This window comes from Acinetobacter sp. 24-47-47 (assembly GCF_057737035.1).
On the sequence record NZ_CM173216.1, the window covers coordinates 2,612,935 to 2,636,640 of the forward strand.

A 23,706-nucleotide genomic window follows, 5' to 3' on the forward strand; every position below is an offset into this window, starting at 1 on the left:
GGTAACAATGTTTTAAAATGGAATGGTGATATCAATTGCGAACTTCTGACCTTCTGGTCGGTTTTCAACATCAAATTCTTTTTGATATTTCGCTGCGATTGCATACCCTTTAGGGAATTGATAGCGAACCTGTGGTCCTACGCTGGCTGCTTTAGCTTTAAAATCACCTAAAACAGCACCTTCACCTGAGTCACCTTCAAGCTGACGATGTACGTAACCACCAACACCAACCGCCAAAGGTCCCATGTGTTTCGCGACTAAGTAATCGACATGCAAAGCATTACCCGACTCGTATTTGGTATCTTTATTCTCGAAATTGATGTCATACATCCACTTGGTACTGACTTCGATACCTTGTTTATTTAAGTATGTGGTCGAGATAATCGGTTGAATGGTGTAATAATTACGTCCAATATTTGCGAGTCTATTTTTGTTGTAAGAGCCAACTGGAATATAAAAGTCGACACCTGTCGCCACATGCCAATCCCCTTTATGCCAACCCAATAAGAATGGATCGATAATGAGATCACCCATTGCCATGTGATCATCTTGACGACCACCTAATGTAAGATCTGCATGGGCATATACAAGGAATGCATGCATGCCCCATGTCGCGCCTAAAAATGTTTTGTCACTGACATAGACACCACGAGCAACTGTGGCAAAGGTGTCAATTTTAAAATCATCAAATACTGGATGATCATTTTTAAATTTATCTGCGTTGTAGTATTGGTTATAACTGACGAGATACATCCCAGGTGGCGGCATTGCGCCACCAAAAAAACTCTCTGTCCCATCTGGATAAGCACTTCCGCCATTTTCAGCGGCAAGCGCTAAACTTGCGCTACTGAAAAGACATGTGGTCAATGCCACAGAAGTTAGATATTTCCTTACCATTTACCGCATCCCCCTCGTTGCTAAATTCCTTGCTGGCGATGTTCTAAATCGTCTAGCGCATGTCTTAATCTAGTCTTGAAAGGAGGCAGGGAAATATAAGGATGAATCTATGTTGAATTAAGGGATTATCTTGTAGAAATATTGATTTTTTCTCACTGGTATAGAGGTTTTAGAGAAATAAAATAGGTTTTCTTCACTATAGTGATAGGTAAAATCCCTTATAAATGTGAATGATTTATTATTTAAATTACATGTTTTGAAACATTTGAAAGTTAGCGTTGTCATATCGCTGTTGTACTTTGTAGAACACAGAGCAGCTAGATGTGCACAATCATGAATATTAAAAGCAACTCCATCATCGGCGTGGGCATCATGTTGATTGATCAACGTCAAAAAGTTCTATTGGGTTATAGAAACAAAATTGATGAACCTGCCTCATGGTGTTTTCCGGGTGGAAAAATGGATGCGCATGAATCAGTTGAAGATGCTGCAGTACGCGAATTGTTAGAGGAAACTGCTTTAGATCTGAGTCAATATATTGAGTCTATTCAACCCTTAAATACGATCATTGATCAAGATTCTGAGGCAGTAAAAGTTACGTTCGGAACGATTTATCAACTTTTAGATGAACGTTTAAAAACTCAAATTTGCGTGACAGAACCTGAGATTTTTGAGCGTTGGGAATGGTTTAGTTTTGATGAGCTTCCACAACTACTTTTTCCTGAAACTGAAGTGATAATTAAATATTTTTTAAATCAGCCTCAGGAAAAAAGATGGGCTGTTTACTCAAACCAATCCAACGCTAAGACTTCCTAAATTCACTTACTAATTTCGCTAATTGCTCCATACCATCAAAAGTGGTTGGAATCTTTTCATCTGAAGAAACGAGCGGTGAGAAGATAATATTTTCGAATTTTTCAAATCCAGCTTTATTTTTTGCATGTAGCTTTTCTGAATCTTCCGCATAATTATGAATAAATTGACAAAGTGCCATACGAAGTTCAAGTTGCATCATTTGGGATTGAACTGAACGCTTATCTTGCAATGAAATTTTGACTAAATATAAGGTTATTAGAATTAAGGTTATAAAAGGAATTGAAATTAGCCACATACTTGAAGGTAAATTACCTTGAAAATATATAAGTGCTCCAATTAAAATTATAAGTTCAAAGAAAGGAACCATGAACATAACTGTTGACACAAAACCGTACATGTCTTTCGTTCTCTTTAACTCAACTTTCTTTTGATCATATAATTGTTGGAAACCTTTATTCAAAAGAACAAAATCATAAGTTGTTTTATAACTTTCTAACTTTTTTTCTAATTCTTTGACTTCATAAATTTTCACATCAAATGTTGAATTCCAACCGCTGATCAAATCAGATGCCTTCTCTGATTCTTTAATCAAAGCCTTATAGTCACTAAAATCTTTTTCTTCTAAAAATTTTCTAATTTCATTCAATTTAGAGTTACTATAAATTTCGCCACATATAACGAAAGGTAATTCATCTACGAAATCATAATGCGTTTTAAACTCTAAATATCTTTGATTTTTTTCAGTATAAATGAAGTCATAGAAACTTCTTACAATAGGACTTTGTTGTTCATTTTCTTTAATTCCACGTCTAAATTCCCATTCTTTTAGATAAATATAAAAACTCAGAGCACCATATTTTAAGTGTTCTAGATCATCATCCAATATAATTTTAGCAAGCTGATTTAAATCAAATAGATTCCATTTTTTTGTTTGCTTAAGATTTTCATCTAGGTATCTGAGATTTTCCTCGTTATAGAAGCCTTTTAATGATCTAATTATATGAGACCATTTTTTAAGCTCATCATCATTTGAATCTAGATTATTTTGTGCTGTCTCAAATAAACGATCTAGAGCATTCCGAAAATCTGATGAAACAAAAGAAAAGCCCATACTATCCTCTTATATTTTTATTTAAGCATATAATTTTATTATAAATAAAAAGCTCCAAAAATGGAGCTTTGTTATTCAAAACAAGAAATACCTTTGCGCCATCGGCAATACTTCCGCAGGCTCACAAATCAGCAACTTCCCATCTGCTCGCACTTCATAAATTTCAGGATCAACCTCCATCACAGGACAGTAGTTATTCAGTTTCATATCTTTCTTCTGAATATCACGTGTGCCTTTACATGGACTGATCAACTTTTTCAGCCCGAGCTTTTCATGCACGCCTGCCTCTATCGCGACTTGGGATAAAAAGGTGATACAGGTGTTATGCACACCGCGCGCATTAGCACCAAACATCGGACGATAATGCACTGGCTGTGGCGTTGGAATAGACGCATTAATGTCTCCCATCGGCGCAGCCGCAATCATCCCGCCTTTAATAATCATCGACGGTTTTACCCCAAAAAATGCAGGCTTCCACAGTACCAAGTCAGCAAGTTTACCTACTTCCACCGAACCAATTTCATGGCTTAAACCATGCGTAATTGCAGGGTTAATTGTATATTTAGCGATATAACGTTTTACACGATTATTATCATGTGTCGCATTGTCACCCTCTAAAGGTCCACGCTGCACTTTCATTTTATGCGCGGTTTGCCACGTACGAATCACCACTTCACCGACACGCCCCATCGCTTGCGAGTCTGATGACATCATGGCAATGGCACCTAAGTCCTGCAAAATATCTTCTGCTGCAATGGTTTCACGTCGAATACGACTTTCCGCAAATGCCACATCTTCAGAAATCGCAGGGTCTAAATGGTGACACACCATCAGCATATCCAAATGCTCATCAATGGTGTTGATGGTATACGGACGAGTTGGATTGGTGGAAGATGGCAACACATTCGGCTGACCAATGGCTTTTAAAATATCAGGGGCATGTCCACCGCCTGCGCCTTCGGTATGGTAGGTGTGAATGGTACGATTTTTAAATGCAGCCAAGGTTTCTTCCAAGAAACCGCTTTCATTTAACGTGTCAGTATGAATGGCCACCTGCACATCAAATTCATCGGCAACACTCAGGCAATTATCAATCGCTGCGGGGGTTGAACCCCAATCTTCATGTAGCTTTAAACCCACTACCCCTGCACGAATTTGCTCACGAATTGGGTCGGGCTGACTTAAATTACCTTTACCCAATAAACCAATATTCATCGGTAAATCATCTATGGCTTGAAGCATCGTCCCGATATGCCAAGGCCCCGGTGTCACTGTAGTTGCAGAAGTCCCTGCCGCAGGGCCTGTACCACCACCAATCATGGTGGTCACACCGGACATCAGTGCCGTTTCCACTTGCTGCGGGCAAATCCAATGAATATGCGTATCGACACCGCCTGCGGTGAGAATCTGTCCTTCACCAGCGATCACTTCCGTCGCTGCACCAAGTGGAATGGTGATATCGGGCTGAATATCTGGATTTCCCGCTTTCCCAATTTTCCAAATGCGACCGCTCTTTAAACCGACATCAGCTTTGACAATACCCCACCAATCCACAATCAGCGCATTGGTAATGACCGTATCCGCAACATCTTCAGCCAACAGTTGTGATTGTCCCATGCCATCACGAATCACTTTACCACCGCCAAACTTCACTTCCTCACCATAGGTAGTGAGGTCTTGCTCAACTTCAATAAACAGCTCAGTATCCGCGAGACGAACTCGATCACCTACCGTTGGACCAAACATTTCCGCATAAGCACGGCGTGACATTTTCATTATTATTTTCCCTTAATCCAACTTACCCATAACACGACCCGCAAAGCCATACACCTCACGCTTACCTGCGAGTGCAACAAGTTCAATATCTCGACTCTGTCCTGGCTCAAAACGCACCGCTGTACCTGCCGCAATATTCAGTCGATATCCTCGTGCTAACTCACGATCAAACTGCAACGCATCATTCGCTTCAGCAAAGTGATAATGTGACCCAACCTGAATCGGTCGATCCCCTGCATTTGCTACCGTCATTTTGAGCGTTGCCCGTCCGACATTCATTTCAATGTCTGTATTGGACGTAATGATTTCACCTGGAATCATATTTAATTTTTCCTCTCAGACATCACACAATCGGTTGATGTACAGTGACCAGTTTTGAACCATCAGGAAATGTCGCTTCCACTTGGACCTCTGCGATCATTTCAGCCACGCCTTCCATTACTTCATCCCGTTTTAGCAATGTTGTTCCAAAATGCATGAGGTCACTCACACTCATTCCATCACGTGCACCTTCTAATAGTGCGGCAGAAATATAAGCCACTGCTTCTGGATAATTCAGCTTTAAACCACGGGCCTTGCGTCTTTCCGCTACAAGCCCCGCAGTAAAAATCAGCATTTTGTCTTTTTCTGTAGGTGTTAGTTCCATAATGCTTTCCTCACTATCTTTAAATATTGATGCAAGATGTGTGCTCAAATGTTTGTGTTAAAACAACTTAACTATGTTGCTATGACAAGAATAAATTTATGTGCGCCAAATTCTTGGGAACTCTTCATCAAGATCAAACCAATAACGACGAAGCTTTGCACGAATTGCAGCAAATGCATCATGACACTCACGTACATCATCTCCGAGATAACGTGCGGTTACGACGTAATCGAGTAACGTCAATGTGACGTTAATATTCATACGCATGATTAATTCACGAATTTGATCAATATGTTGATCAAGATAGAAATTTGGCCGGTATTGTTCTGGAGGCACTGCCCAAAAACTGGCCATCACTGCATGACCGTTCATCCCTAAACAAGACTTTAACCAACGATCATTGCCTTTAAAATTTAAACAGTCTGCAACCAATATTTTCTGATTTTGATAAAGCTGAAATTTATTTTGGTAAGCACCCTGCGAGAAGGTTTCATGTCGTGCTTGCCGTCCAATCACCAACATATCCCAACCGATAAAACTGGCAGCAACGTCTAAATGTACGATCGTTTCTGAATTTGCATTCGCACCATTAAAGAGCATCGTCTCTTGAGGAAGCCATTCGAAAATCGCCTCATCTTGGACATGAATATGAATATGTTGAAATGCTTGTTTAAGATTGGTTTTGTACCACTTCCCTGCGCCAGGTGTGGTAACCAAAGCATGCGAATCCTGATCTATTTTCATTTCAAAGGTGAGATGATCTCCACCAGCAATTCCAGCAGGTGGATGAACAATAATGGCATGACATACTCCTGTTTTTTCAGGCCACAGCATCTTTTGCACGCGAACAGGTCCAAAGTGCTTACGATGCGCCAAAATTGTGCGATTTGAATCTTTGGTAAAACCTAACTCTAATTTAGCAAACCAATACTGTGCATTTTTGACTGGCTCATTGAACAATACTTGATTCATTCACGGTCATCTTCGTATTCATATCATTTTCAGTAAATGTTCTGCAAAAATTGCACCAAGTTTGCTCAAGCTAATTTTGGTTAAAGGTTCTTAGGCACTTAATGTTGATATTGATGAGTAATTCATGTGAAAAATCTAAGAACGTTTTTCTAAAGAATCCGATTGTTGCCTTCGTCGAAAAAAAACAGTTCGTGCTAATATAGTGAATTACCTTAAATTGTTATCAAGTTTGAATATGAGTAAACAGAAAAACTACCAACCGGGAGAGTTCCAGTGGTCTTTCTTAATGCCAAAATATTGGGGCATTTGGATTGGTATTATATTTCTGATGCTCCTTGCGATATTACCTTGGGCAATTCAGCATCGTTTAGCGTATCTGATGGGAAATGTAGCTTTCAAATACTTGCGTTCACGTCGTGAAACAACTTTAAGAAATTTAGAAGTCTGCTTTCCTGAATGGATGCCCGAACTCCGTTATGAAAATGCTCGCCAAGTCTTTATTGATCAAATGGTCGGTGTTTTTGAAACACTGAATGCTTGGTATTGTCCCAAATGGTTTAAAGATCGTGTAACGATTGAAGGTTTAGAACATATTCAACAAGTGCAAGCTGAAGGGCGTGGGGCTTTACTACTTGGTACACACTCTACCCTACTCGATGCAGGTGGATATGTATGTGCCCAGTATTTTGATCCAGATGTCGTGTATCGTCCGCAAAATAATCCATTGCTAGATATGCTGATTTACCGTTGTCGTGCCACGATTTATACCAATCAAATCGACCATGATGATATGCGTGGATTAATCCGTCATTTAAAAGAAGGACGACCTATTTGGTATAGTCCCGACCAAGATTTTGGTCTTAAACAAGGTGTTATGGCGCCCTTTTTTGGTGTACCCGCAGCCACTGTAACTGCACATCGCCGTATATTAAAAATAACCAAAGCTGCCGCGATTCCACTTTACTTCTACCGTAAAGGTGATATTACAAATCCGAAATATCATATTTTGATTGAACCTGCGTTAGACAATATGCCAAGTGAAGATGAAATTGCAGACGCGACACGAACAAATTTGATTATTGAAAATCAACTTCGTTTAGCACCAACCCAATATATGTGGTTCCACCGTAGATTTAAAACACGTCCGGAAGGTTTTGAAAAAATTTATTAAAAAAAGCGGCTGAGCCGCTTTTTTATTGTGTTTCTAATACATCTGAATTTTTATCAGTATCAGGCTTTTTCGCCTCTACCATCTTATAGCGGTTGATACGACCTAACTCATCTTTTAAAGTCATATGCTGCATGTCCAAGACATTTAATATCAGCTTTTCTGAAGTTTTATTTTGATTCTGATCTGTCCAATTTACATTGAACTCCGTACCTAAACGAGTCCATTGATTTGCATGAATTTCCCCGACAGCAACAGGGGTTATAAATTTTGGTACTTTTCCGTTGAGATCAATTTGAATCTCTTTTAAATCCACCCTTGGACATTGCTCAGCAAAACATTGATAGGCTGCTGGTTCAGGCGTTACTTTTTGAGCAAAAGACTGTGCTTTAGCTTCTTTAGCTTCTTTAGCTTCTTTAGCTTCTTTAGCTTCTTTAGCTTCTTTAGCTTCTTTAGCTTCTTTAGCTTCTTTAGCTTCTTTAGCTTCTTTAGCTTCTTTAGCTTCTTTAGCTTCTTTAGCTTCAGTGTTCGCGACCTGTTCTTGAGATGCAACCGCATCCATCATTTTTTCATCAGCTTCTTGTGCAAAAACATTGGTACTCATTAGTACATTTAACACAACGATTGAAGCGAAGGATTTGCTTGTAGTTATGTCTTTCATATTTTTAAGAAACAAAGTCATACCCCATCTGCTCAATATTTTCATTTTGGCAAATCATAGCATTAATAAAAGATTAGAGCTGAATAACGAGATTTAATTCATTCGACCTGTATGCATATAAACGTTTAAATCCACCATAAACTAAACCCGAGTTCTACATCCTGTAAAACTCGGGTCGATGAGGTTGTGCTTTTCAAAAATCATATTATTGTTTTATTGGCTTTCCTTTCCTACATCATCTCCATGATGATTTTCCGTCGGCGTCGTCTTCCATATTGGGATCATTCCATTCCCACTCCCTGTGCCGATAAGCTTAGATTACGCTTAAGCTCGCTTGGTGACTATGGGTCAACAGACACATTCATTGTAAGCAATTTCTTACACGCATCTATTCACACTTGTTTGCCATCTTTATAATCTTGCGCAATTTCATCTGTCACTTGTTTCTCTTCTTTCTCAGCTTTCGCAATACCTTCTTGAATCGCCTCTTGAGCCTCTTGCTCATCAGCATCCGTCTGTTCTAATTCTTGCTGTACTTGCTCAAATTGTCGTCCAGTTTGTAAAACAACGTACACAGGAAAGTGATCCGAACCAATATGCGGTAATCGCTCCATTTTCACCAAAGCAAAATCAGTGCTGTGGAATACATGATCGAGTGACCATCGTAATAGCGGATAGTCCGCATGGAAGGTATTGACATAATGACGTCCAACACGCGGATCTAACAAACCACTGATACGTTGAAATAGTCGTGTGGTACGAGACCATGCCACATCGTTTAGATCTCCCATGACAATGCAACTTTCATCCAAGTCTTTAATTTGATCACCGACCATCAACAATTCAGCATCACGTAATGTAGAGTCTTTGGCTTCAGTTGGACTCGGCGGTTTGGGATGTAAACAATATAATTGAACTGGCTGTCCAGAACGTAATTTCACTGTGGTATGAATAGAAGGAATCTCATTACTCAGTATGAATTTGACTTCGGTATCACTCAATTCCAACTTACTGTAGAGATGCATTCCATAGAGATTATCTAAAGGTACTGGAACACGATAAGGATAATCCGCTTCGATGACTGAAAGTTCATTCTGCCAGGTTTGGTCTGTTTCAAGCGTCAATACGATATCGGGTTGATGCTGATGAATCTGTTCAATCAAACGATGATATTCTGTATTTGGTGTTAAAACATTCGACACAATTAAAGAGATTTGCTTTGATGGATCAAGTTGATCCGGTTGGACCTGTTTCACCTGTTTTTTCCAAATTAAGGTATAAGGCAAGACCATCTTCAATTGATATGCTAATGCAGCAATTAATCCAACAAATATGACTTGGCGTCTTAAATCCCATTCCCCATCCCAAATCAACAGGAGGAGAAATGCGATAAAGCCTAGGGCTAAAATTTGTAGTCTTGGAAAATCGGCACCTCGAAACCACCACTCATCACGCGGAATCAAAGACCAAAAACTTAACCAAATCACAACAACAGCCAGTATCTCAATCCATAGCATAGCGCTTCTCTTTATATATTCTTAATTTTTCGATGATTCATAAATTTATATTAGTTTTGCATGTAACATAAACAAGATATATTGCACAATATATTTGCTGTTTTGATTGTGTACCACTTGCAGTTATACACTCTTTTGATACACTCGAACCCCCTTTTTTATTTTAACGCACCGAGGCAAAGTGACATGAAAGTAGGTCTGGTCGGTTGGCGCGGGATGGTTGGTTCCGTCCTTATGCAACGTATGGTTGAAGAGAATGATTTCGCTCATTTTGAGCCATTCTACTTCTCTACCAGTAATGCAGGTGGTGAAGCCCCTGCGTTTGGTGGTAAAACTGCCCCAGCACTTATGGATGCGACAGACATTAATAGTCTGAAGCAAATGGATGTCATTATTACCTGCCAAGGTGGTGATTATACCACTGAAGTTTTCCCTAAGTTGAAAGCTGATGGTTGGAATGGTTACTGGATTGACGCTGCATCTACATTGCGTATGGACGATGAAGCAATCATCGTATTAGATCCAGTCAACATGAATGTGATCAAAGACGGTTTGGTAAAAGGTACGAAAACATTTGTAGGCGGTAACTGTACTGTTTCATTGATGTTAATGGGTCTTGGTGGTCTGTTCCAAAACAATCTTGTTGAATGGGCGACTTCAATGACTTACCAAGCTGCTTCTGGTGCGGGTGCGCAAAACATGCGTGAACTCATCACAGGTATGGGCTATTTGTATAACAATACAAAAGATCTATTAGACGATCCACGTTCTCCAATTTTAGATATCGACTCTAAAATTGCTGAATTACAGCGTGGTGAAGGATTCCCTTCAGCAAACTTCGGTGTACCTTTAGCAGGTTCTTTAATTCCTTATATCGACAAACAGCTTGAAAGCGGTCAATCGAAAGAGGAATGGAAAGGTCAAGTTGAAACCAATAAGATTCTTGGTAATTCACAAATTGTACCTATTGATGGTCACTGTGTACGTATTGGTGCAATGCGTTGTCACTCACAAGCATTGACTTTAAAACTTCGTAAAGATGTTCCTTTAAATGAAATTGAAGACATCATTGCAAGTGCAAATGACTGGTCTAAAGTTGTGCCGAACACACGTGAAGCATCAATGACTGATCTTACACCTGTTGCAGTAACTGGCACGCTTACAGTTCCAGTAGGCCGTTTACGTAAACTCAATATGGGTAAAGAGTATTTAGGCGCGTTCACTGTTGGTGACCAATTACTTTGGGGTGCTGCTGAACCTTTACGCCGTATGCTACGCATCTTGATTGACTATAAAAATGCTTAATATTTAATAGTCACTTCAATAAAAAGCCGGTCTGATTAGATCGGCTTTTTTTATGCAATTTGAATTGATTAGAGCTTGGAGTGCTATTTGAAAGGAAATATTATGACATCGATACAAAAAACAGTTAAATTACAATCTCATCACTTCTTATTTCGAACATCTTGATCGATACATAATGATGAACTGAGAATATAAAAAATCGAGATTAAAAACAGTCCAATATTTCGAGCACTCAGGTATTAGATTTGCAATAAATTCATTGAATTCAATGAAGGGGAAAAATTATGTTGTATGTCATTCCATTTGTCGTCTTGCTGTTAATCGCACTGGTGCTCAAAAAACGTGAGGATAAACAAAAAAATGGTGACACAGGATCAACAAAATCTAAAAAAAATGTGAGTGTAAAACGCGCTAAGAAAAGCCCCAAAACTCGTTCCACCCCACAACAAGCCTATTCACAGCATGGTCATGGCGCACCACAAGACTTAAGTGCCGAACCAGTGGCTGATGAACTTAAAGCCAGTATTGAATACTTAATTCAATCAGAAAGCTATATGTCAGCCGAAGCAAAAATCAATCAAGCATTGAATCGCGATCCTAGACAACATGAGCTTTACTCGTATTTGATTGATATTCACATCTTACAGAATGATGAATTTGCTTTAAAACAATTGAGTAATTATTTACGCTCCACTGGATTACATTACATTGCGGATGAAGCTGAAGACAAACTTAAAGCTGCAAAAGAAGCGGAACGGAATAAAGAAATTGCGAAAGAATCACGGGATATATCGAACACCGAGAATCAGCCTCGTCATGCTGCACAGTTTCATAGCACCAGTTTTATAACTGAAATCCCTGCAGTGCAATCAGAACAAGCTTTTGATCATCTCATCAAGTCTCAGGATGAACAACATAGCTCTCAGGAAAGCACACCCACTGAAACAAATGAGACCACAGAGCAATCTTCTCTTCCTTCTCAAAGCTCAACATTTGTGTTTGAAACAGAACAATACCCACATCCCTTACAAGCCAAAGAGAAGAAAAGCACTCCTGAGGAAGAAACTGAGCATGTCTCTGCTGAACCTACTGCTCATTTTGTATTTAGCTCAGAACAGCTGGATTTAGCAGAAGAGTTTACGCTCAATAAAACCAATGAAGAAATCATTGACCAGCTCCCTTCTGATCAGGCTGAAAATCAGCAGGCAACTGAACAACAGACTCCATCGCAAAACGAGCATTTTGAACTCGATTTTTTTATGGAAGATACACCGCAACCAACCTCACAACACCCATTCGAGCAAGATGATGAGAAGACTCCTGCATCAAAAGAGCAAACACCTTTAGAATTTATAACGACAGATTTAACTTTCGAGCCAAATGCTCAAACACAGACTGAATCTGAAACAACCAATCAATCGACTGAAGATCGCGCCCCCTTAGAGTTTGATTTAGATTTCTCCAGTTTTCAGTCTGAAAATAAATCACAAACAGCATCAGTGCACTCAACTGATGCTGAGAACCTTGCTTCAGAAAATGAGTCCATCCAAAATCTCGACTTCACACTTGATTTGAGTCAAGAATGGGGTGAAAAAACAGATCTCCCTCATTCAGCACTGAGTTCTTCTCCATCAGAAAAAAATCTACAAGAACTGAATATTGAAATCGATCCATTGGAATTTAACTTTTCAGATCAATCGGAACAGTCTCATTCTCAAACAACAACATCCAAGGATGAACTCACTTTTGATCTTTCAGATGATTTTAACTTTGATGCTGAAACATCTAGCTCAGCAAAAGTTTCAAAGCAAAGCGTGAATGATCAGATTTTAGATTTTGTAACTTTCGACTTTGAGGAAAATCTTGATTCAAAATCTACAATAGAAAGCTCAATTGAACCGACAAACGAGTTTAATTTTGACCTCAATTCATCAGATGAAAATGTAGAAGTGCAACAGAATCATTCGCATGAAACATCTGCGATAAAAATGAATCCGAATCGTCCTGATGATCCTCTTGTACAACGTTTTCCTGAATTACTCAACGTTGATGAAATTCAACTTAACTTAGATTTAGCGGATCAATACATTAAATTTGGCGCGTTTGATGAAGCAGAAAAATTAATTACGGAATATGAATCGCATTACAATGACGAACAAAAAATGCGTGCAGCAAAACTCCGAGAGAGCATGGAATCTGATTCCAATTAATCTTAATATGAAGCAGTCTAATCAGGCTGCTTTTTTTATGAGTTCAAAAATAGCTTTAATCTATATGGGTGGGACATTTGGTTGCGTTGGTGAACCTTTAGCGCCTATGCCTGCTGCCGATTTTTTCCCGCAATTAAAAGAAATTTTGCCCGTTCAAAATCCAATAGAGCTTGTTCAGGCTCATGAGATTAAAGACAGTAGTGCATGTACGGCGCGTGATTGGTTGCTGTTAATCCAAAAAATTCAACAATTGCAAGCTAAACAATTTCAAAATTTTATTGTCATTCATGGTACCGATACCATGAGTTATGCTGCGGCTATTCTTTCTCGATTTCTCCATGATACGTGTCGAGTCATTATCACAGGTAGCCAATTTCCTCTGCTCAATCATGCAGCGACATCTTTGCATCCATCGAGCGATGCTTTAGATAATCTGAATCATGCCATCCAATATATGGAAAATGTGTCTGATGGTGTTTACTTATGCTTTAACCATCAAATTTTTCATGCCAGAACTGCAGTCAAGACTCATCGCACGGCACTAAATGCATTTTGTGGTGAAGCATTTACAAATGTCATCAAGCCCATATCAAGTTCTTTTGTCGACATTACTGAGCAACATATTGAACGCTCGACACAACTCAATATTGCGAATCTGAGTCTTCGCCCCATTGAAATCAAATTATTCAATCAGCATTTAACGCGTTTTATCGACAACTCGCCTCATGTACTCATACTTCAAGCATATGGAACCGGTAATTTAGCAATTAATGCGGATACCACAGATATTTTGAAGCAGCTTCGTGCCTTAGGCTGCCATATTATATTAAGTAGTCAGGTCATGTTTGGAGAATTAGATCAACGCTATGCAATTAGCAGTTGGATTCAAGCATCTGATATTTTAATAGACGATACACTCAGTGATGCCGATCTTTATGCCAAAATTCTAAAAATGTATTTACAATACCCTTCCACAGATCAATGGTTAAAACATTGGTATGATTCATCAAATTAGAGGTTCAAATGCCGCGTTTTGCAATCGGAATTGAGTTTAGTGGCGTTCGGTATCGAGGTTGGCAAACACAGCAACCTGGTGTGCCGAGCGTACAAGAAACCATGGAAAAAGTGTTGAGCAAAATTGCTGATGAACCCATCATTTTGCATGGTGCGGGTCGAACAGATGCAGGTGTTCATGCCACAAATATGGTGGCTCACTTTGACACAAATGCAATACGTCCAATTCGTGGCTGGCTTATGGGGGCTAACAGTACACTCCCTAAAGATATTGCCATCCAATGGATTCAAGAAATGGATAGTGATTTTCATGCACGCTTTAAAGCGCAGGCTCGCCGTTATCGTTATGTCGTTTATAACAGCCCCATGCGCCCTGCCTTACTCCATAAACAAGTAACGCATGCTTATTACCCACTTGATGTAGATAAAATGATTGCTGCAGCCTCAAAATTTGAGGGTACTCATAACTTTGAAAGTTTTCGAGCTGCTGCGTGTCAATCCAACCAACCTGTACGCCATGTGAGCCATTGCAAACTCATCAAACACGGTGCTTACCTTGTTCTTGACATCCAAGCAGATGGTTTTTTACATCACATGGTTCGCAATATTATGGGCTGTTTACTGGAAATTGGTCAGGGGATGTACGACATTGACCATATTGATGAAATATTCGCAGCAGAAGACCGTAAAGCAGCAGGGATCACAGCACCACCTGACGGCCTTTACTTTATCCAAGCACACTATCCTGAAGAGTTTAACTTGCCTAAAGTTCCGCTAGGCCCTCATTGGTTAAACATGCCTGAATAGATTTTTTATTTTGAATTGAAAAAAATCCCTTCATAAGAAGGGATTTTTTTAGCGCTGTTTACGCTTACGATATTCAACAGGTGTCTCATTGGTCCATCGTTTAAAGGCACGATAGAACGTACTTGGTTCTGAGAAACCCGTAAGATAGACAATTCTCTCTACGCTTTCATTGGTATTTGCCAAAAGTTTTTTAGCTAAACGACAACGATAGTCAGATAAAATTTGCTGGAAGCTTGTATTAGCTTCACTGAGCTGTGTTCTCAAACGACGTGGGGTAATATTCAACTGAGCTGCCACAGTTTCTAGCGTTGTTTCTCCACTCTCAAGTGTTGATCCAATAGCACGGCGCACCTCACCCACTAAATCGTATCGAGCCAACTCCTGTAATTTTTCAATCGCCAACTGCTCATGCAGTTGAAGTAATTCTGGCTCGGCTTGCCAAAGTACATAATCTAAAATTGCAGGATCAAAATAAAGTCGCGTTTCTTTTTGGCCTAAACTTACCGGGCACTCATATACACGGAAATACTCATCGTCTGAAGCACCCTCGCTAAAGTTAAAATCGATATATATAGGTTGAAAACGACCTTCAGTAATAAATTTGAAGAATCTTAAAATGCCTGAAATCGCGCACTCAGAAAAATGACGATTGACTAGGTTTTCAGAGAAAGGTTGTTCACCATTGGTTAGGTAGCAACGATCATCTTCAATGACCAACTTGGCATGAAATGCATCACTGATTAGACGTTGATACGCTAAAGCCCTTTTCAGGCCTTCGCCAAAATTTTCAGATGAAATAAAAAGATGTTCAATCACTTGACCACGATACAGTGGTAAATGCTCACCTAAATGTAGACCAATGTCTGGATCTTTACTGACTTCTTCGGCAGCAACCCAGAAAGCGTACTGCGCGCTTAAAGGCGTACGCGCATTTTGATCTACTTGATTTAAGGCCACACCCGCTTTTGTTAAAATTTCTTCTGTGGGCAATCCAGCACGACGAATTGCTTGATAACCTAATCGTAGAACAACCGAAGCATCAGTTAGCTGACTCACGCAGTGCCCTTCCTTGTATGTTATTAATATTTACTTAAAACTTATGAATTAGATTACAGTCGATTGACCAAACTGACAACATAGTTAAGCATTTTTTTGTTTAAAAATTTTATTTGTTTGTTCGACAAGTTTGACCATAGAAACGCCGACTGAACTTGGTTTAACCTTGTTTTTTTCTAAAATTTTGCCTATAATTTGCGCCTTTCCAATTTGATCATCAGGTAGGCTATGGCCAATAAAGAGGAACTTATCGAGTTCGAAGGCGTTGTCACCGAAACGCTTCCTAATACTATGTTCCGTGTACGTTTAGAAAACGGTCACGAAGTAATTGCACACATTTCTGGTAAAATGCGTAAACACTATATTCGTATTTTGACTGGCGACAGTGTTAAAGTTGAAATGACACCTTATGACTTATCTAAGGGTCGCATTACTTACCGTGCACGCTAAGTGTTAGTAAGCGAAAAGCCACATTGAGTGGCTTTTTTTGTTTTTGTACTTTTATTTTATGAACTACAGGAGATTCACTCTACTAAAGCAATCGTCTGTCTTTGTGAGAAGACCAATACTCATATGTTATAGAATAATTAAACTCACTATTTATTCATTCACTATCCAATCAAATATACCAACAAAGCCCATTTACACATTCAACATAAAAAATCTTCGTATCGCTCCACTATTTCATGCATTAAATCAATTGTGGTTTTCGCTCATTTGCATATTTACACTTTTCCTATTAACGACATGCCAAACAGCAAATTTTCAGAACAAAAAAATATGAACACTTATGTTTCACAATTTGTAGGGCAAGATATCCAACATATGCGTGAAAATATCAATTTGAATTCTTTTAACATTAAACTGAAGCCTAATCCTGTGATTCGAGATGAGCGGGAAATTTTCAGTTTTGAACGTATAGTCAACACCGCGATTCCAATAGGAAATTCGATGAAAGATGAAAATGGTTTTATGATTCCTGTACAGACAACTTCAGTAAGTCAGTACTACGATAACCTAATGACTTGCTCAAGTGTTTTTAGCTTAAAAAAACAATATCGCTTTCAAAAGCTCGGCAATAAAAAAACGCAGCTCATAGGCTGCGTTTTGAATGAATCAACTGAAATTAGTTAAACGCTGCAACAACTGCTTCACCCATTTCAACTGTCCCGACCTTCTTCATGCCTTCAGACATAATGTCAGCTGTACGTAAACCTTGGTCTAAAACATTCCCTACTGCATCTTCAATCGCTTTTGCTGCAGCTTCTTGACGGAACGTATATCGAAGCATCATTGCAACAGATAAAATTGTTGCCAATGGGTTTGCGATATTTTGACCTGCGATATCTGGTGCTGAACCATGACAAGGCTCATACATCCCTTTACCATTTTCATCTAAAGAAGCTGATGGCAACATACCGATTGAACCAGTCAACATCGCTGCTTCATCAGACAAGATATCACCGAACAAGTTACCTGTTACGATCACATCAAATTGTTTAGGTGCACGAACCAATTGCATTGCTGCATTATCGACATACATATGTGACAAGTTAATGTCAGCATACTGTTCAGCATGTAACTGAGTTACTGTTTGTTTCCAAAGCTCAGTGACTTCAAGAACATTCGCTTTATCCACTGAACACACTTTACCACCGCGTAGTTTCGCCATTTCAAAAGCCACTTTAGCAATACGTTTGATTTCTGACTCTGCATATACGTCGGTATTAAAGCCTTGCTTCTCACCATTCTCTAATTCACGAATACCCCGTGGTTGACCAAAGTAAATACCACCAGTTAATTCACGGACAATTAAAATATCTAAGCCTGAAACAATTTCAGGTTTCAAACTTGAAGCATCTGCCAATTGAGGATACAAGATCGCTGGACGCAAGTTAGCGAAAAGGTTAAGTTCACTACGTAATTTTAATAAACCACGCTCAGGACGAATTGAGCGCTCAATTGTATCCCACTTCGGACCACCCACAGCACCTAACAAAATCGCATCTGCTTTTTTTGCTTGTTCAGAGGTAACTTCTGGATAAGGTGAACCATGCGCATCAATTGCAGCGCCACCCAATAAACCTTGTTCCCATGTTAAATCTAGATTGAATTTTTCATTGACACGGGTGAGGACCTGTTCAGCTGCTTTTACAATTTCAGGACCAATGCCGTCACCAGCTAAAATCAAAATTTGTTTAGACATGAGATTTTCCATTTATAAAGTTAGTATGAACTAACGTGTTTTTAAATTTTTTTGTTCCACAAACTCACCTAGTCCATTGAGAACATTATAGGGTTTGCAGAAACGACGAATGGTTTGTTGCTCTTGCAACAAGTCAACACATAATGGCTCTGGTGCAGAAGCATCAAGTAAACTTTTTTTCCCACTGCTTCGATCTCTAAACATTACAAATCGGTAATCTTTTTTTGCTTCGAAGCGATGGATGACATTAATAGTTTCTGCTTTTTCCTCTGAAATCGGATAAAAGCGAACCACCACTTCATGCAGTCCAGCAGGAACTGAAAGATATAAGGCTTGCGGATCTTTCAAGGAGCCAGCATTTAATCGCACGATACCTTGCTTGATCGCACGCTGATCTAATCTTCGAGATTGAGCATCAACAATGGGATGCTCATCGAATCTTTCAAACTCACAATTCAGCGTTCCTGAGCAATAAATCAAAGCATGATTTCTGGTTTCAGGCGTTTCTTTAATCTTTTTCAGTTGTAATCGGTCTACGGTCTGACAAGCGGATAAAACGGCGACAGACAATCCGAAAAACGCATAGCGTAATAAAACTTTTGCCTTCATTTGTGCCCAACCTCACCAAACGGCGCAAAACTAAAAGAATAATTTTGCACCGATATTAGCAAGACTTGAATCAGAGCACTATAGCTTTAAGTATCAGTTACGCTTTGATTTCTTGGAATACCCATGGGCGAACAGCTTTAGTTCTTTCCTCATAAGCACGAATGTCTTCTGCCGCTTGTAACGTTAAACCAATATCATCTAAACCATTCAACAAACAGTGCTTTCTGAATGGATCAACTTCAAATTTAAATGCTTCGCCTGTAGGTGTACGTACTTCTTGTGCTTCAAGATCAATCGTTAACTGATAACCTTCTTGAGCTGCACACTCTTTGAATAATTGATCCACAATCTCTTCAGACAAGATCACTGGTAACATGCCATTTTTAAAGCTGTTGTTGTAGAAAATGTCTGCATAGCTTGGTGCGATTACGGTACGAAAACCATATTCTTCTAAAGCCCATGGCGCATGTTCTCGGCTTGAACCACAACCAAAGTTGGAACGTGAAATCAAGATTGAAGCACCTTGATAACGTGGTTTGTTCAACTCAAAATCTGGATTCAAAGGACGTTTTGAGTTGTCTTGCCCCAAATAGCCTTCATCTAAATAACGTAATTCATCAAACAAATTCGCGCCGAAACCTGTACGCTTAATTGATTTCAAGAACTGTTTTGGAATAATTAAATCTGTATCGACATTGGCACGGTCTAAAGGTGCAACGATACCTTGTTCAACGGTATATTTTTTCATGTTGTTTGCTCCTCTTAGAATGAACGTACATCAACAAAGTGACCTGCAATTGCAGCTGCTGCTGCCATCGCTGGGCTCACTAAATGCGTACGACCACCATTACCTTGACGACCTTCGAAGTTACGGTTTGATGTTGATGCACAGTGCTCACCCGGTTGTAATTTATCTGCGTTCATTGCTAAACACATTGAGCAACCCGGCTCACGCCATTCAAAACCAGCTTCAATTAAGATTTTATCCAAACCTTCAGCTTCTGCTTGTGCTTTGACTAAGCCAGAACCCGGAACAACCATCGCTTGCTTAATCGTGCTTGCAACTTTTTTGCCTTTTGCAACTTCAGCTGCCGCACGGATATCTTCAATACGAGAGTTGGTGCAAGAACCGATAAATACGCGATCCAATTTAATATCAGACAATGCTTGACCCGCAGTTAAGCCCATATATTGATAAGCACGTGTCCAATCGTTACGTTGTACATCATCTTTTGCTTGTTCTAATGTCGGTACTGCTTGAGATACAGGAATCACCATCTCAGGAGATGTACCCCAAGACACTTGTGGCTCAATCTCTTCACCTTGTAATACAACAACTGTATCAAAGTGTGCACCCTCATCAGAATGTAAAGTATTCCAATAAGCTACAGCTTGATCCCACTGCTCTCCTTTAGGTGCGTATGGACGACCTTTTACGTATTCAATGGTTTTTTCATCAACGGCAACCATACCTACACGGGCACCGCCTTCGATTGCCATGTTACACACCGTCATACGACCTTCGATCGACATATCACGGAATACTTGACCACCAAATTCGATGGCATGACCTGTACCACCAGCTGTACCGATTTTACCGATAATCGCTAAAACCACGTCTTTTGGTGTTACGCCTTGACCTAATTTACCGTCAACACGTACCAACATGTTTTTCATTTTCTTTTGAACTAAGCATTGCGTTGCCAATACATGTTCAACTTCTGATGTCCCAATACCGTGTGCCAAGCAACCAAACGCACCATGCGTCGCTGTATGAGAGTCACCACAAACAACCGTCATACCCGGTAAAGTTAAACCTTGCTCAGGTCCAACAACGTGTGCGATCCCTTGACGGACATCGTTGATATCAAACTGTGCAACATTAAATGTTTTACAGTTATCATCTAAAGTTTGCACTTGGATACGTGAAGTATCATCTTCGATCCCCGCAATCCCTTCAGAACGCTCTTTCGTAGACGTTGGTACGTTATGGTCAGGAGTTGCCACGTTTGCACTTAAACGCCAAGGTTTACGTCCTGCAAGTTGTAAGCCTTCAAAAGCTTGTGGAGAAGTCACTTCATGCAACAAGTGACGGTCGATATAAAGTAAAGAAGAACCATCATCGCGTTGTTTAACTAAATGATCGTCCCACAATTTATCGTACAACGTTTTTTTTGTTTGAGTTTCTGCTTTTTGGGTTTCGCCTGCCATGTCGATTTGCTCCACTGGACTGGGTAATTCTGTCATTAATTACGATTATAACGGCCTATTCACATAAATCTAATTTATCATTTTTATTAGTTTAAAAACTTTTTAGAATCAATTTAAACACAAAAACCATCTATAAAAACGATTAATTTAAAAATAATATTCGCTTTTACAGATTAAATAAGAATACTTATCATTTAAACATCTCCAAGATCACCACCAACTGAGGATGTTCACATGGCACATATTCAAAAATTTGTTGAAGATAATCAACGCATGTTCAAAAAAACATTAAGCTACTACATTATGCACATTACGGTAGCCATGATTGTAGGCTACCTTGTCACAGGCAGCATTTGGATGGCAATTACTTTGAGTTTACTTGAGCCTACTGTACAAGCCGTGGCTTATTTCATTCACGAACGCGTGTGGGAGAAAAAAACGATACAACAGGAAGAAAATATCGTCGCATAGTTTCACCTGTGATCCTCCTCATCTAAGCCGCACTATGCGGCTTTTTTTGCAACAGTTTATGAAGAATTACTTCGCAATAGATATAAATTTATTTTATAATTAAATAATATTTTCATAACCGAGTTTAAATTATGAATCTTGCTGCCTTTGAAGCTTTTATAAAAGTCATGGAAACGGGTTCGATTTCTATGGCAGCTGATCAACTATTTATCACTCAGCCCGCTGTTACCAAACGTATTCATAGTTTAGAAGATTATTTTGGTGTCAAATTATTTGAATCTGCTGGCCGAGGTGTACAAGCCACCCATGCGGCTCATTCCCTGCTTCCAAAAGTTAAAAATTGGTTAAATGAACTAGGTGATATTCATCACACCTTAAGCCACGACCAAAATCAGATTAAAGGAAAGCTTAAAGTTGGTACCAGCCATCACATTGGATTACATCATTTACCGCAACATTTAAAAAGCTATGTTCAGCAATATCCTGATGTGACATTAGATGTGCATTTTGTAGATTCAGAACAAGCGCATGAAAAAGTGTTAGCTGGTGATCTTGAACTGGCATTCTTAACCTTACCCCCTGTCCTAGATGAACGTTTAAAATATGTTCCTTTATGGAGTGATCCTTTGGTTTTCGTTGCTGCAGTTTTTCATCCATTGGCAAATATGAAAAATTTAAGCCTTGAAGATCTCATGCAGTATCCAAGTTTATTACCTGCAGCTCAAACATATACAGCGCAGATCACCCTTGCAGAATTTGAAAAAAATGGATTAAAACCTAAAGTGTCCATGAGCAATAATCCGCTTGAATCCATTCGCATGTTGGCTTCTATTGGGTTAGGTTGGTCTGTCTTGCCAAGTACTTTAGTCAATCAAGACCTGGTCAGACTGGATATTAATTTAGAAATGCAGCGTCAATTGGGTATGGTTTGGCATCCGGGACGCACCCAATCTAAGGCAGCCAAAGCATTGGTTGATTTAATGAAATAATTTCAGCACTCGATATTTAAAAGTCATCTAATCAGATGACTTTTTACTTTTTAAGACAAGTGAGCTACTTAAGCTTTTTTCTTCAATGAATCTTCATGTAAAGACTCATTGAGCTGATCGATAATTAATGCCCATGAACCATCTGAACATAATTTTTCTTTCAAAAATTGACGTTGACCTTCAGACCAAAAACTTGCTTCAGTCAAAAAGGTTTCAGCTTCTAACTGATGTGTTTCAATAAATTCTGCAATAGCTTGCTCGCTAGAATCCAATCCTAATTGCTCAAATAAGTTAGTCATTCTTGGCTCTGCATTTAGCATCGTGTATTCCTTATGATTTTGATTAATTTTAAGTTAGTTGTTTGCGCATAAGGTATCACCAAGCGATGAAAGCGTCTGTAAATTTATGCTGAATTTCATCTCAAGTTATTTCAATGCTGATCAATGAAAAAAAGCCATTGATACAATGGCTTTAGCAATTTTTAATTTTGAGAATAAAACTGTCTTAAATGGACCAGTCTTGGATATCCCAACCCTGCTCTTTAGCCAATGCTTCAAGACGATCATCTGGATTGACTGCAATCGCATGATCCGCATATTCCAATAAGAATCGATCGTTAATGGAGTCTGAATATGCCCATGATTCAGTAACGTCTCGTCCCTCGAGCCATTGATCTAATCGTGCCAATTTACCTTTTTGATAACACGGAATATTAATGACTTTACCCGTATATTTACCATCAACCACTTCTGCATTGGTTGCAATAATTTCTGTAATACCAAATTCACGAAAAATAGGTGCAGTAATAAAATCTGATGTTGCTGTAATCCCTACTAATTGATGCCCAGCATCTTGATGACGTTGAATCGCTTTATAACCTTCAGGACGCATTTGAGGTCGAATCACTTTTTGCATAAAAAGCTGATGTAAGTCGGTCAAATACTCATTGTCATGTTGCGTTAAAAATTCAAATACAAATTCGTTGTAGGCAATTGGATCAAGTTGTCCTGCTTTGTAGTCTTCATAAAATTTGTCATTCATGGCGCGATGTCGAACTGGATCAACCAAGCCTTCATTGACTAAAAACTCGCCCCAAGAATGGTCAGAGTCGGTATTTAACAAGGTGTGATCTAAATCAAACAACGCCAATTTCATGAAATTACTCGTTCAAACTGAAATTTAAGAAAAAAAATGTAAATCTATCTCCGCTAGTCGATAGAAATTCGTTAAGATCATAGCAATTTTAAAACATTATTACTTTGAA

25 protein-coding genes are annotated in these 23,706 nt (G+C 39.1%); 10 read left to right on the plus strand and 15 right to left on the minus strand.

Annotated features, from left to right (window positions below; translation table 11 throughout):
• Positions 1–12: 12 nt before the first annotated feature.
• The gene (locus tag AC1M9E_RS12235; protein ID WP_481588657.1) at positions 13–897 is read right to left on the minus strand and encodes a SphA family protein; all 885 of its coding nucleotides are present in this window, start codon (positions 895–897) and stop codon (positions 13–15) included.
• A gap of 333 nt (positions 898–1,230) precedes the next feature.
• Here AC1M9E_RS12235 and AC1M9E_RS12240 point away from each other — a divergent pair, with 333 nt between their 5' ends.
• Positions 1,231–1,713, plus strand: a complete 483-nt coding sequence (locus AC1M9E_RS12240) for a nucleotide triphosphate diphosphatase NUDT15 (protein WP_481607783.1) — start codon at positions 1,231–1,233, stop codon at positions 1,711–1,713.
• Here AC1M9E_RS12240 and AC1M9E_RS12245 read toward each other — a convergent pair.
• The 5 genes from AC1M9E_RS12245 to AC1M9E_RS12265 form a co-directional block, all read right to left on the minus strand.
• Positions 1,700–2,824: a hypothetical protein gene (locus AC1M9E_RS12245; protein ID WP_481593276.1), complete on the minus strand. Its 1,125-nt coding sequence runs from the start codon at positions 2,822–2,824 to the stop codon at positions 1,700–1,702. The genes AC1M9E_RS12240 and AC1M9E_RS12245 overlap by 14 nt on opposite strands.
• A 75-nt stretch (positions 2,825–2,899) precedes the next feature.
• Positions 2,900–4,600: an urease subunit alpha gene (gene ureC, locus AC1M9E_RS12250; RefSeq protein ID WP_481607782.1), complete on the minus strand. Its 1,701-nt coding sequence runs from the start codon at positions 4,598–4,600 to the stop codon at positions 2,900–2,902.
• Between the two features lie 12 nt (positions 4,601–4,612).
• The gene (locus tag AC1M9E_RS12255) at positions 4,613–4,921 is read right to left on the minus strand and encodes an urease subunit beta (RefSeq protein WP_481607781.1); all 309 of its coding nucleotides are present in this window, start codon (positions 4,919–4,921) and stop codon (positions 4,613–4,615) included.
• A gap of 22 nt (positions 4,922–4,943) precedes the next feature.
• Complete coding sequence (ureA, locus tag AC1M9E_RS12260; protein WP_035270654.1) at positions 4,944–5,246, minus strand: urease subunit gamma; 303 nt, start codon at positions 5,244–5,246, stop codon at positions 4,944–4,946.
• Between the two features lie 96 nt (positions 5,247–5,342).
• Positions 5,343–6,218 carry an urease accessory protein UreD gene (locus AC1M9E_RS12265; RefSeq protein WP_481607780.1) on the minus strand — a complete coding sequence of 292 codons (876 nt, stop codon included), beginning with the start codon at positions 6,216–6,218 and terminating at the stop codon, positions 5,343–5,345.
• 235 nt (positions 6,219–6,453) lie between these two features.
• On the opposite strand from AC1M9E_RS12265, the gene AC1M9E_RS12270 reads away from it, so the two are divergent.
• Complete coding sequence (locus tag AC1M9E_RS12270) at positions 6,454–7,389, plus strand: LpxL/LpxP family acyltransferase (protein WP_488224824.1); 936 nt, start codon at positions 6,454–6,456, stop codon at positions 7,387–7,389.
• A 22-nt stretch (positions 7,390–7,411) separates the two neighbouring features.
• On the opposite strand, the gene AC1M9E_RS12275 is transcribed toward AC1M9E_RS12270, so the two are convergent.
• Both AC1M9E_RS12275 and AC1M9E_RS12280 read right to left on the minus strand, forming a co-directional pair.
• Positions 7,412–8,068 carry a hypothetical protein gene (locus tag AC1M9E_RS12275; RefSeq protein ID WP_488224825.1) on the minus strand — a complete coding sequence of 219 codons (657 nt, stop codon included), beginning with the start codon at positions 8,066–8,068 and terminating at the stop codon, positions 7,412–7,414.
• A 371-nt stretch (positions 8,069–8,439) separates the two neighbouring features.
• Positions 8,440–9,564, minus strand: a complete 1,125-nt coding sequence (locus AC1M9E_RS12280) for an endonuclease/exonuclease/phosphatase family protein (RefSeq protein ID WP_488224826.1) — start codon at positions 9,562–9,564, stop codon at positions 8,440–8,442.
• Between the two features lie 186 nt (positions 9,565–9,750).
• Here AC1M9E_RS12280 and asd point away from each other — a divergent pair, with 186 nt between their 5' ends.
• From asd to truA, 4 genes are all read left to right on the plus strand, one after another.
• The gene (gene asd, locus AC1M9E_RS12285; protein ID WP_035264122.1) at positions 9,751–10,869 is read left to right on the plus strand and encodes an aspartate-semialdehyde dehydrogenase; all 1,119 of its coding nucleotides are present in this window, start codon (positions 9,751–9,753) and stop codon (positions 10,867–10,869) included.
• A 284-nt stretch (positions 10,870–11,153) separates the two neighbouring features.
• Positions 11,154–13,079 (plus strand): hypothetical protein, encoded by a 1,926-nt coding sequence (locus tag AC1M9E_RS12290; RefSeq protein WP_488224827.1) that lies wholly within the window; start codon positions 11,154–11,156, stop codon positions 13,077–13,079.
• A 37-nt stretch (positions 13,080–13,116) separates the two neighbouring features.
• Positions 13,117–14,094, plus strand: a complete 978-nt coding sequence (locus tag AC1M9E_RS12295) for an asparaginase domain-containing protein (RefSeq protein WP_481596215.1) — start codon at positions 13,117–13,119, stop codon at positions 14,092–14,094.
• Positions 14,095–14,102: 8 nt separating this feature from the next.
• A complete protein-coding gene (gene truA, locus AC1M9E_RS12300) occupies positions 14,103–14,900 on the plus strand; it encodes a tRNA pseudouridine(38-40) synthase TruA (protein WP_035264128.1) in 798 nt (265 codons plus the stop codon).
• A 48-nt stretch (positions 14,901–14,948) separates the two neighbouring features.
• Here truA and AC1M9E_RS12305 read toward each other — a convergent pair whose 3' ends face one another.
• Positions 14,949–15,956, minus strand: coding sequence for an AraC family transcriptional regulator (locus AC1M9E_RS12305; RefSeq protein WP_035264130.1), 1,008 nt, complete (start codon positions 15,954–15,956; stop codon positions 14,949–14,951).
• A 228-nt stretch (positions 15,957–16,184) separates the two neighbouring features.
• Between AC1M9E_RS12305 and infA the strand changes: the two genes are divergently transcribed.
• Together infA and AC1M9E_RS12315 are read left to right on the plus strand one after the other, a co-directional pair.
• Positions 16,185–16,406, plus strand: coding sequence for a translation initiation factor IF-1 (gene infA, locus AC1M9E_RS12310; protein WP_004692529.1), 222 nt, complete (start codon positions 16,185–16,187; stop codon positions 16,404–16,406).
• A 330-nt stretch (positions 16,407–16,736) separates the two neighbouring features.
• Complete coding sequence (locus AC1M9E_RS12315; RefSeq protein WP_481596214.1) at positions 16,737–17,090, plus strand: hypothetical protein; 354 nt, start codon at positions 16,737–16,739, stop codon at positions 17,088–17,090.
• On the opposite strand, the gene leuB is transcribed toward AC1M9E_RS12315, so the two are convergent.
• From leuB to leuC, 4 genes are all read right to left on the minus strand, one after another.
• Complete coding sequence (gene leuB, locus AC1M9E_RS12320; protein ID WP_488224828.1) at positions 17,083–18,162, minus strand: 3-isopropylmalate dehydrogenase; 1,080 nt, start codon at positions 18,160–18,162, stop codon at positions 17,083–17,085. The genes AC1M9E_RS12315 and leuB overlap by 8 nt on opposite strands.
• Positions 18,163–18,192: 30 nt before the next feature.
• Positions 18,193–18,771: a hypothetical protein gene (locus AC1M9E_RS12325; RefSeq protein ID WP_179998722.1), complete on the minus strand. Its 579-nt coding sequence runs from the start codon at positions 18,769–18,771 to the stop codon at positions 18,193–18,195.
• 97 nt (positions 18,772–18,868) lie between these two features.
• A complete protein-coding gene (leuD, locus tag AC1M9E_RS12330; RefSeq protein WP_179998723.1) occupies positions 18,869–19,519 on the minus strand; it encodes a 3-isopropylmalate dehydratase small subunit in 651 nt (216 codons plus the stop codon).
• A 14-nt stretch (positions 19,520–19,533) separates the two neighbouring features.
• The gene (gene leuC / locus AC1M9E_RS12335) at positions 19,534–20,982 is read right to left on the minus strand and encodes a 3-isopropylmalate dehydratase large subunit (protein ID WP_481607306.1); all 1,449 of its coding nucleotides are present in this window, start codon (positions 20,980–20,982) and stop codon (positions 19,534–19,536) included.
• Positions 20,983–21,216: 234 nt separating this feature from the next.
• Here leuC and AC1M9E_RS12340 point away from each other — a divergent pair, with 234 nt between their 5' ends.
• Both AC1M9E_RS12340 and AC1M9E_RS12345 read left to right on the plus strand, forming a co-directional pair.
• The gene (locus tag AC1M9E_RS12340; protein WP_035264169.1) at positions 21,217–21,453 is read left to right on the plus strand and encodes a DUF2061 domain-containing protein; all 237 of its coding nucleotides are present in this window, start codon (positions 21,217–21,219) and stop codon (positions 21,451–21,453) included.
• A gap of 131 nt (positions 21,454–21,584) precedes the next feature.
• Positions 21,585–22,442, plus strand: coding sequence for a LysR family transcriptional regulator (locus AC1M9E_RS12345; RefSeq protein ID WP_035264171.1), 858 nt, complete (start codon positions 21,585–21,587; stop codon positions 22,440–22,442).
• Between the two features lie 68 nt (positions 22,443–22,510).
• Here the strand turns inward: AC1M9E_RS12345 and AC1M9E_RS12350 are convergent, their stop codons facing one another.
• Both AC1M9E_RS12350 and AC1M9E_RS12355 read right to left on the minus strand, forming a co-directional pair.
• Positions 22,511–22,762: a DUF2789 family protein gene (locus AC1M9E_RS12350; RefSeq protein ID WP_035264173.1), complete on the minus strand. Its 252-nt coding sequence runs from the start codon at positions 22,760–22,762 to the stop codon at positions 22,511–22,513.
• Positions 22,763–22,946: 184 nt separating this feature from the next.
• The gene (locus AC1M9E_RS12355; protein WP_481587332.1) at positions 22,947–23,597 is read right to left on the minus strand and encodes an HAD family hydrolase; all 651 of its coding nucleotides are present in this window, start codon (positions 23,595–23,597) and stop codon (positions 22,947–22,949) included.
• Positions 23,598–23,706: the final 109 nt, after the last annotated feature.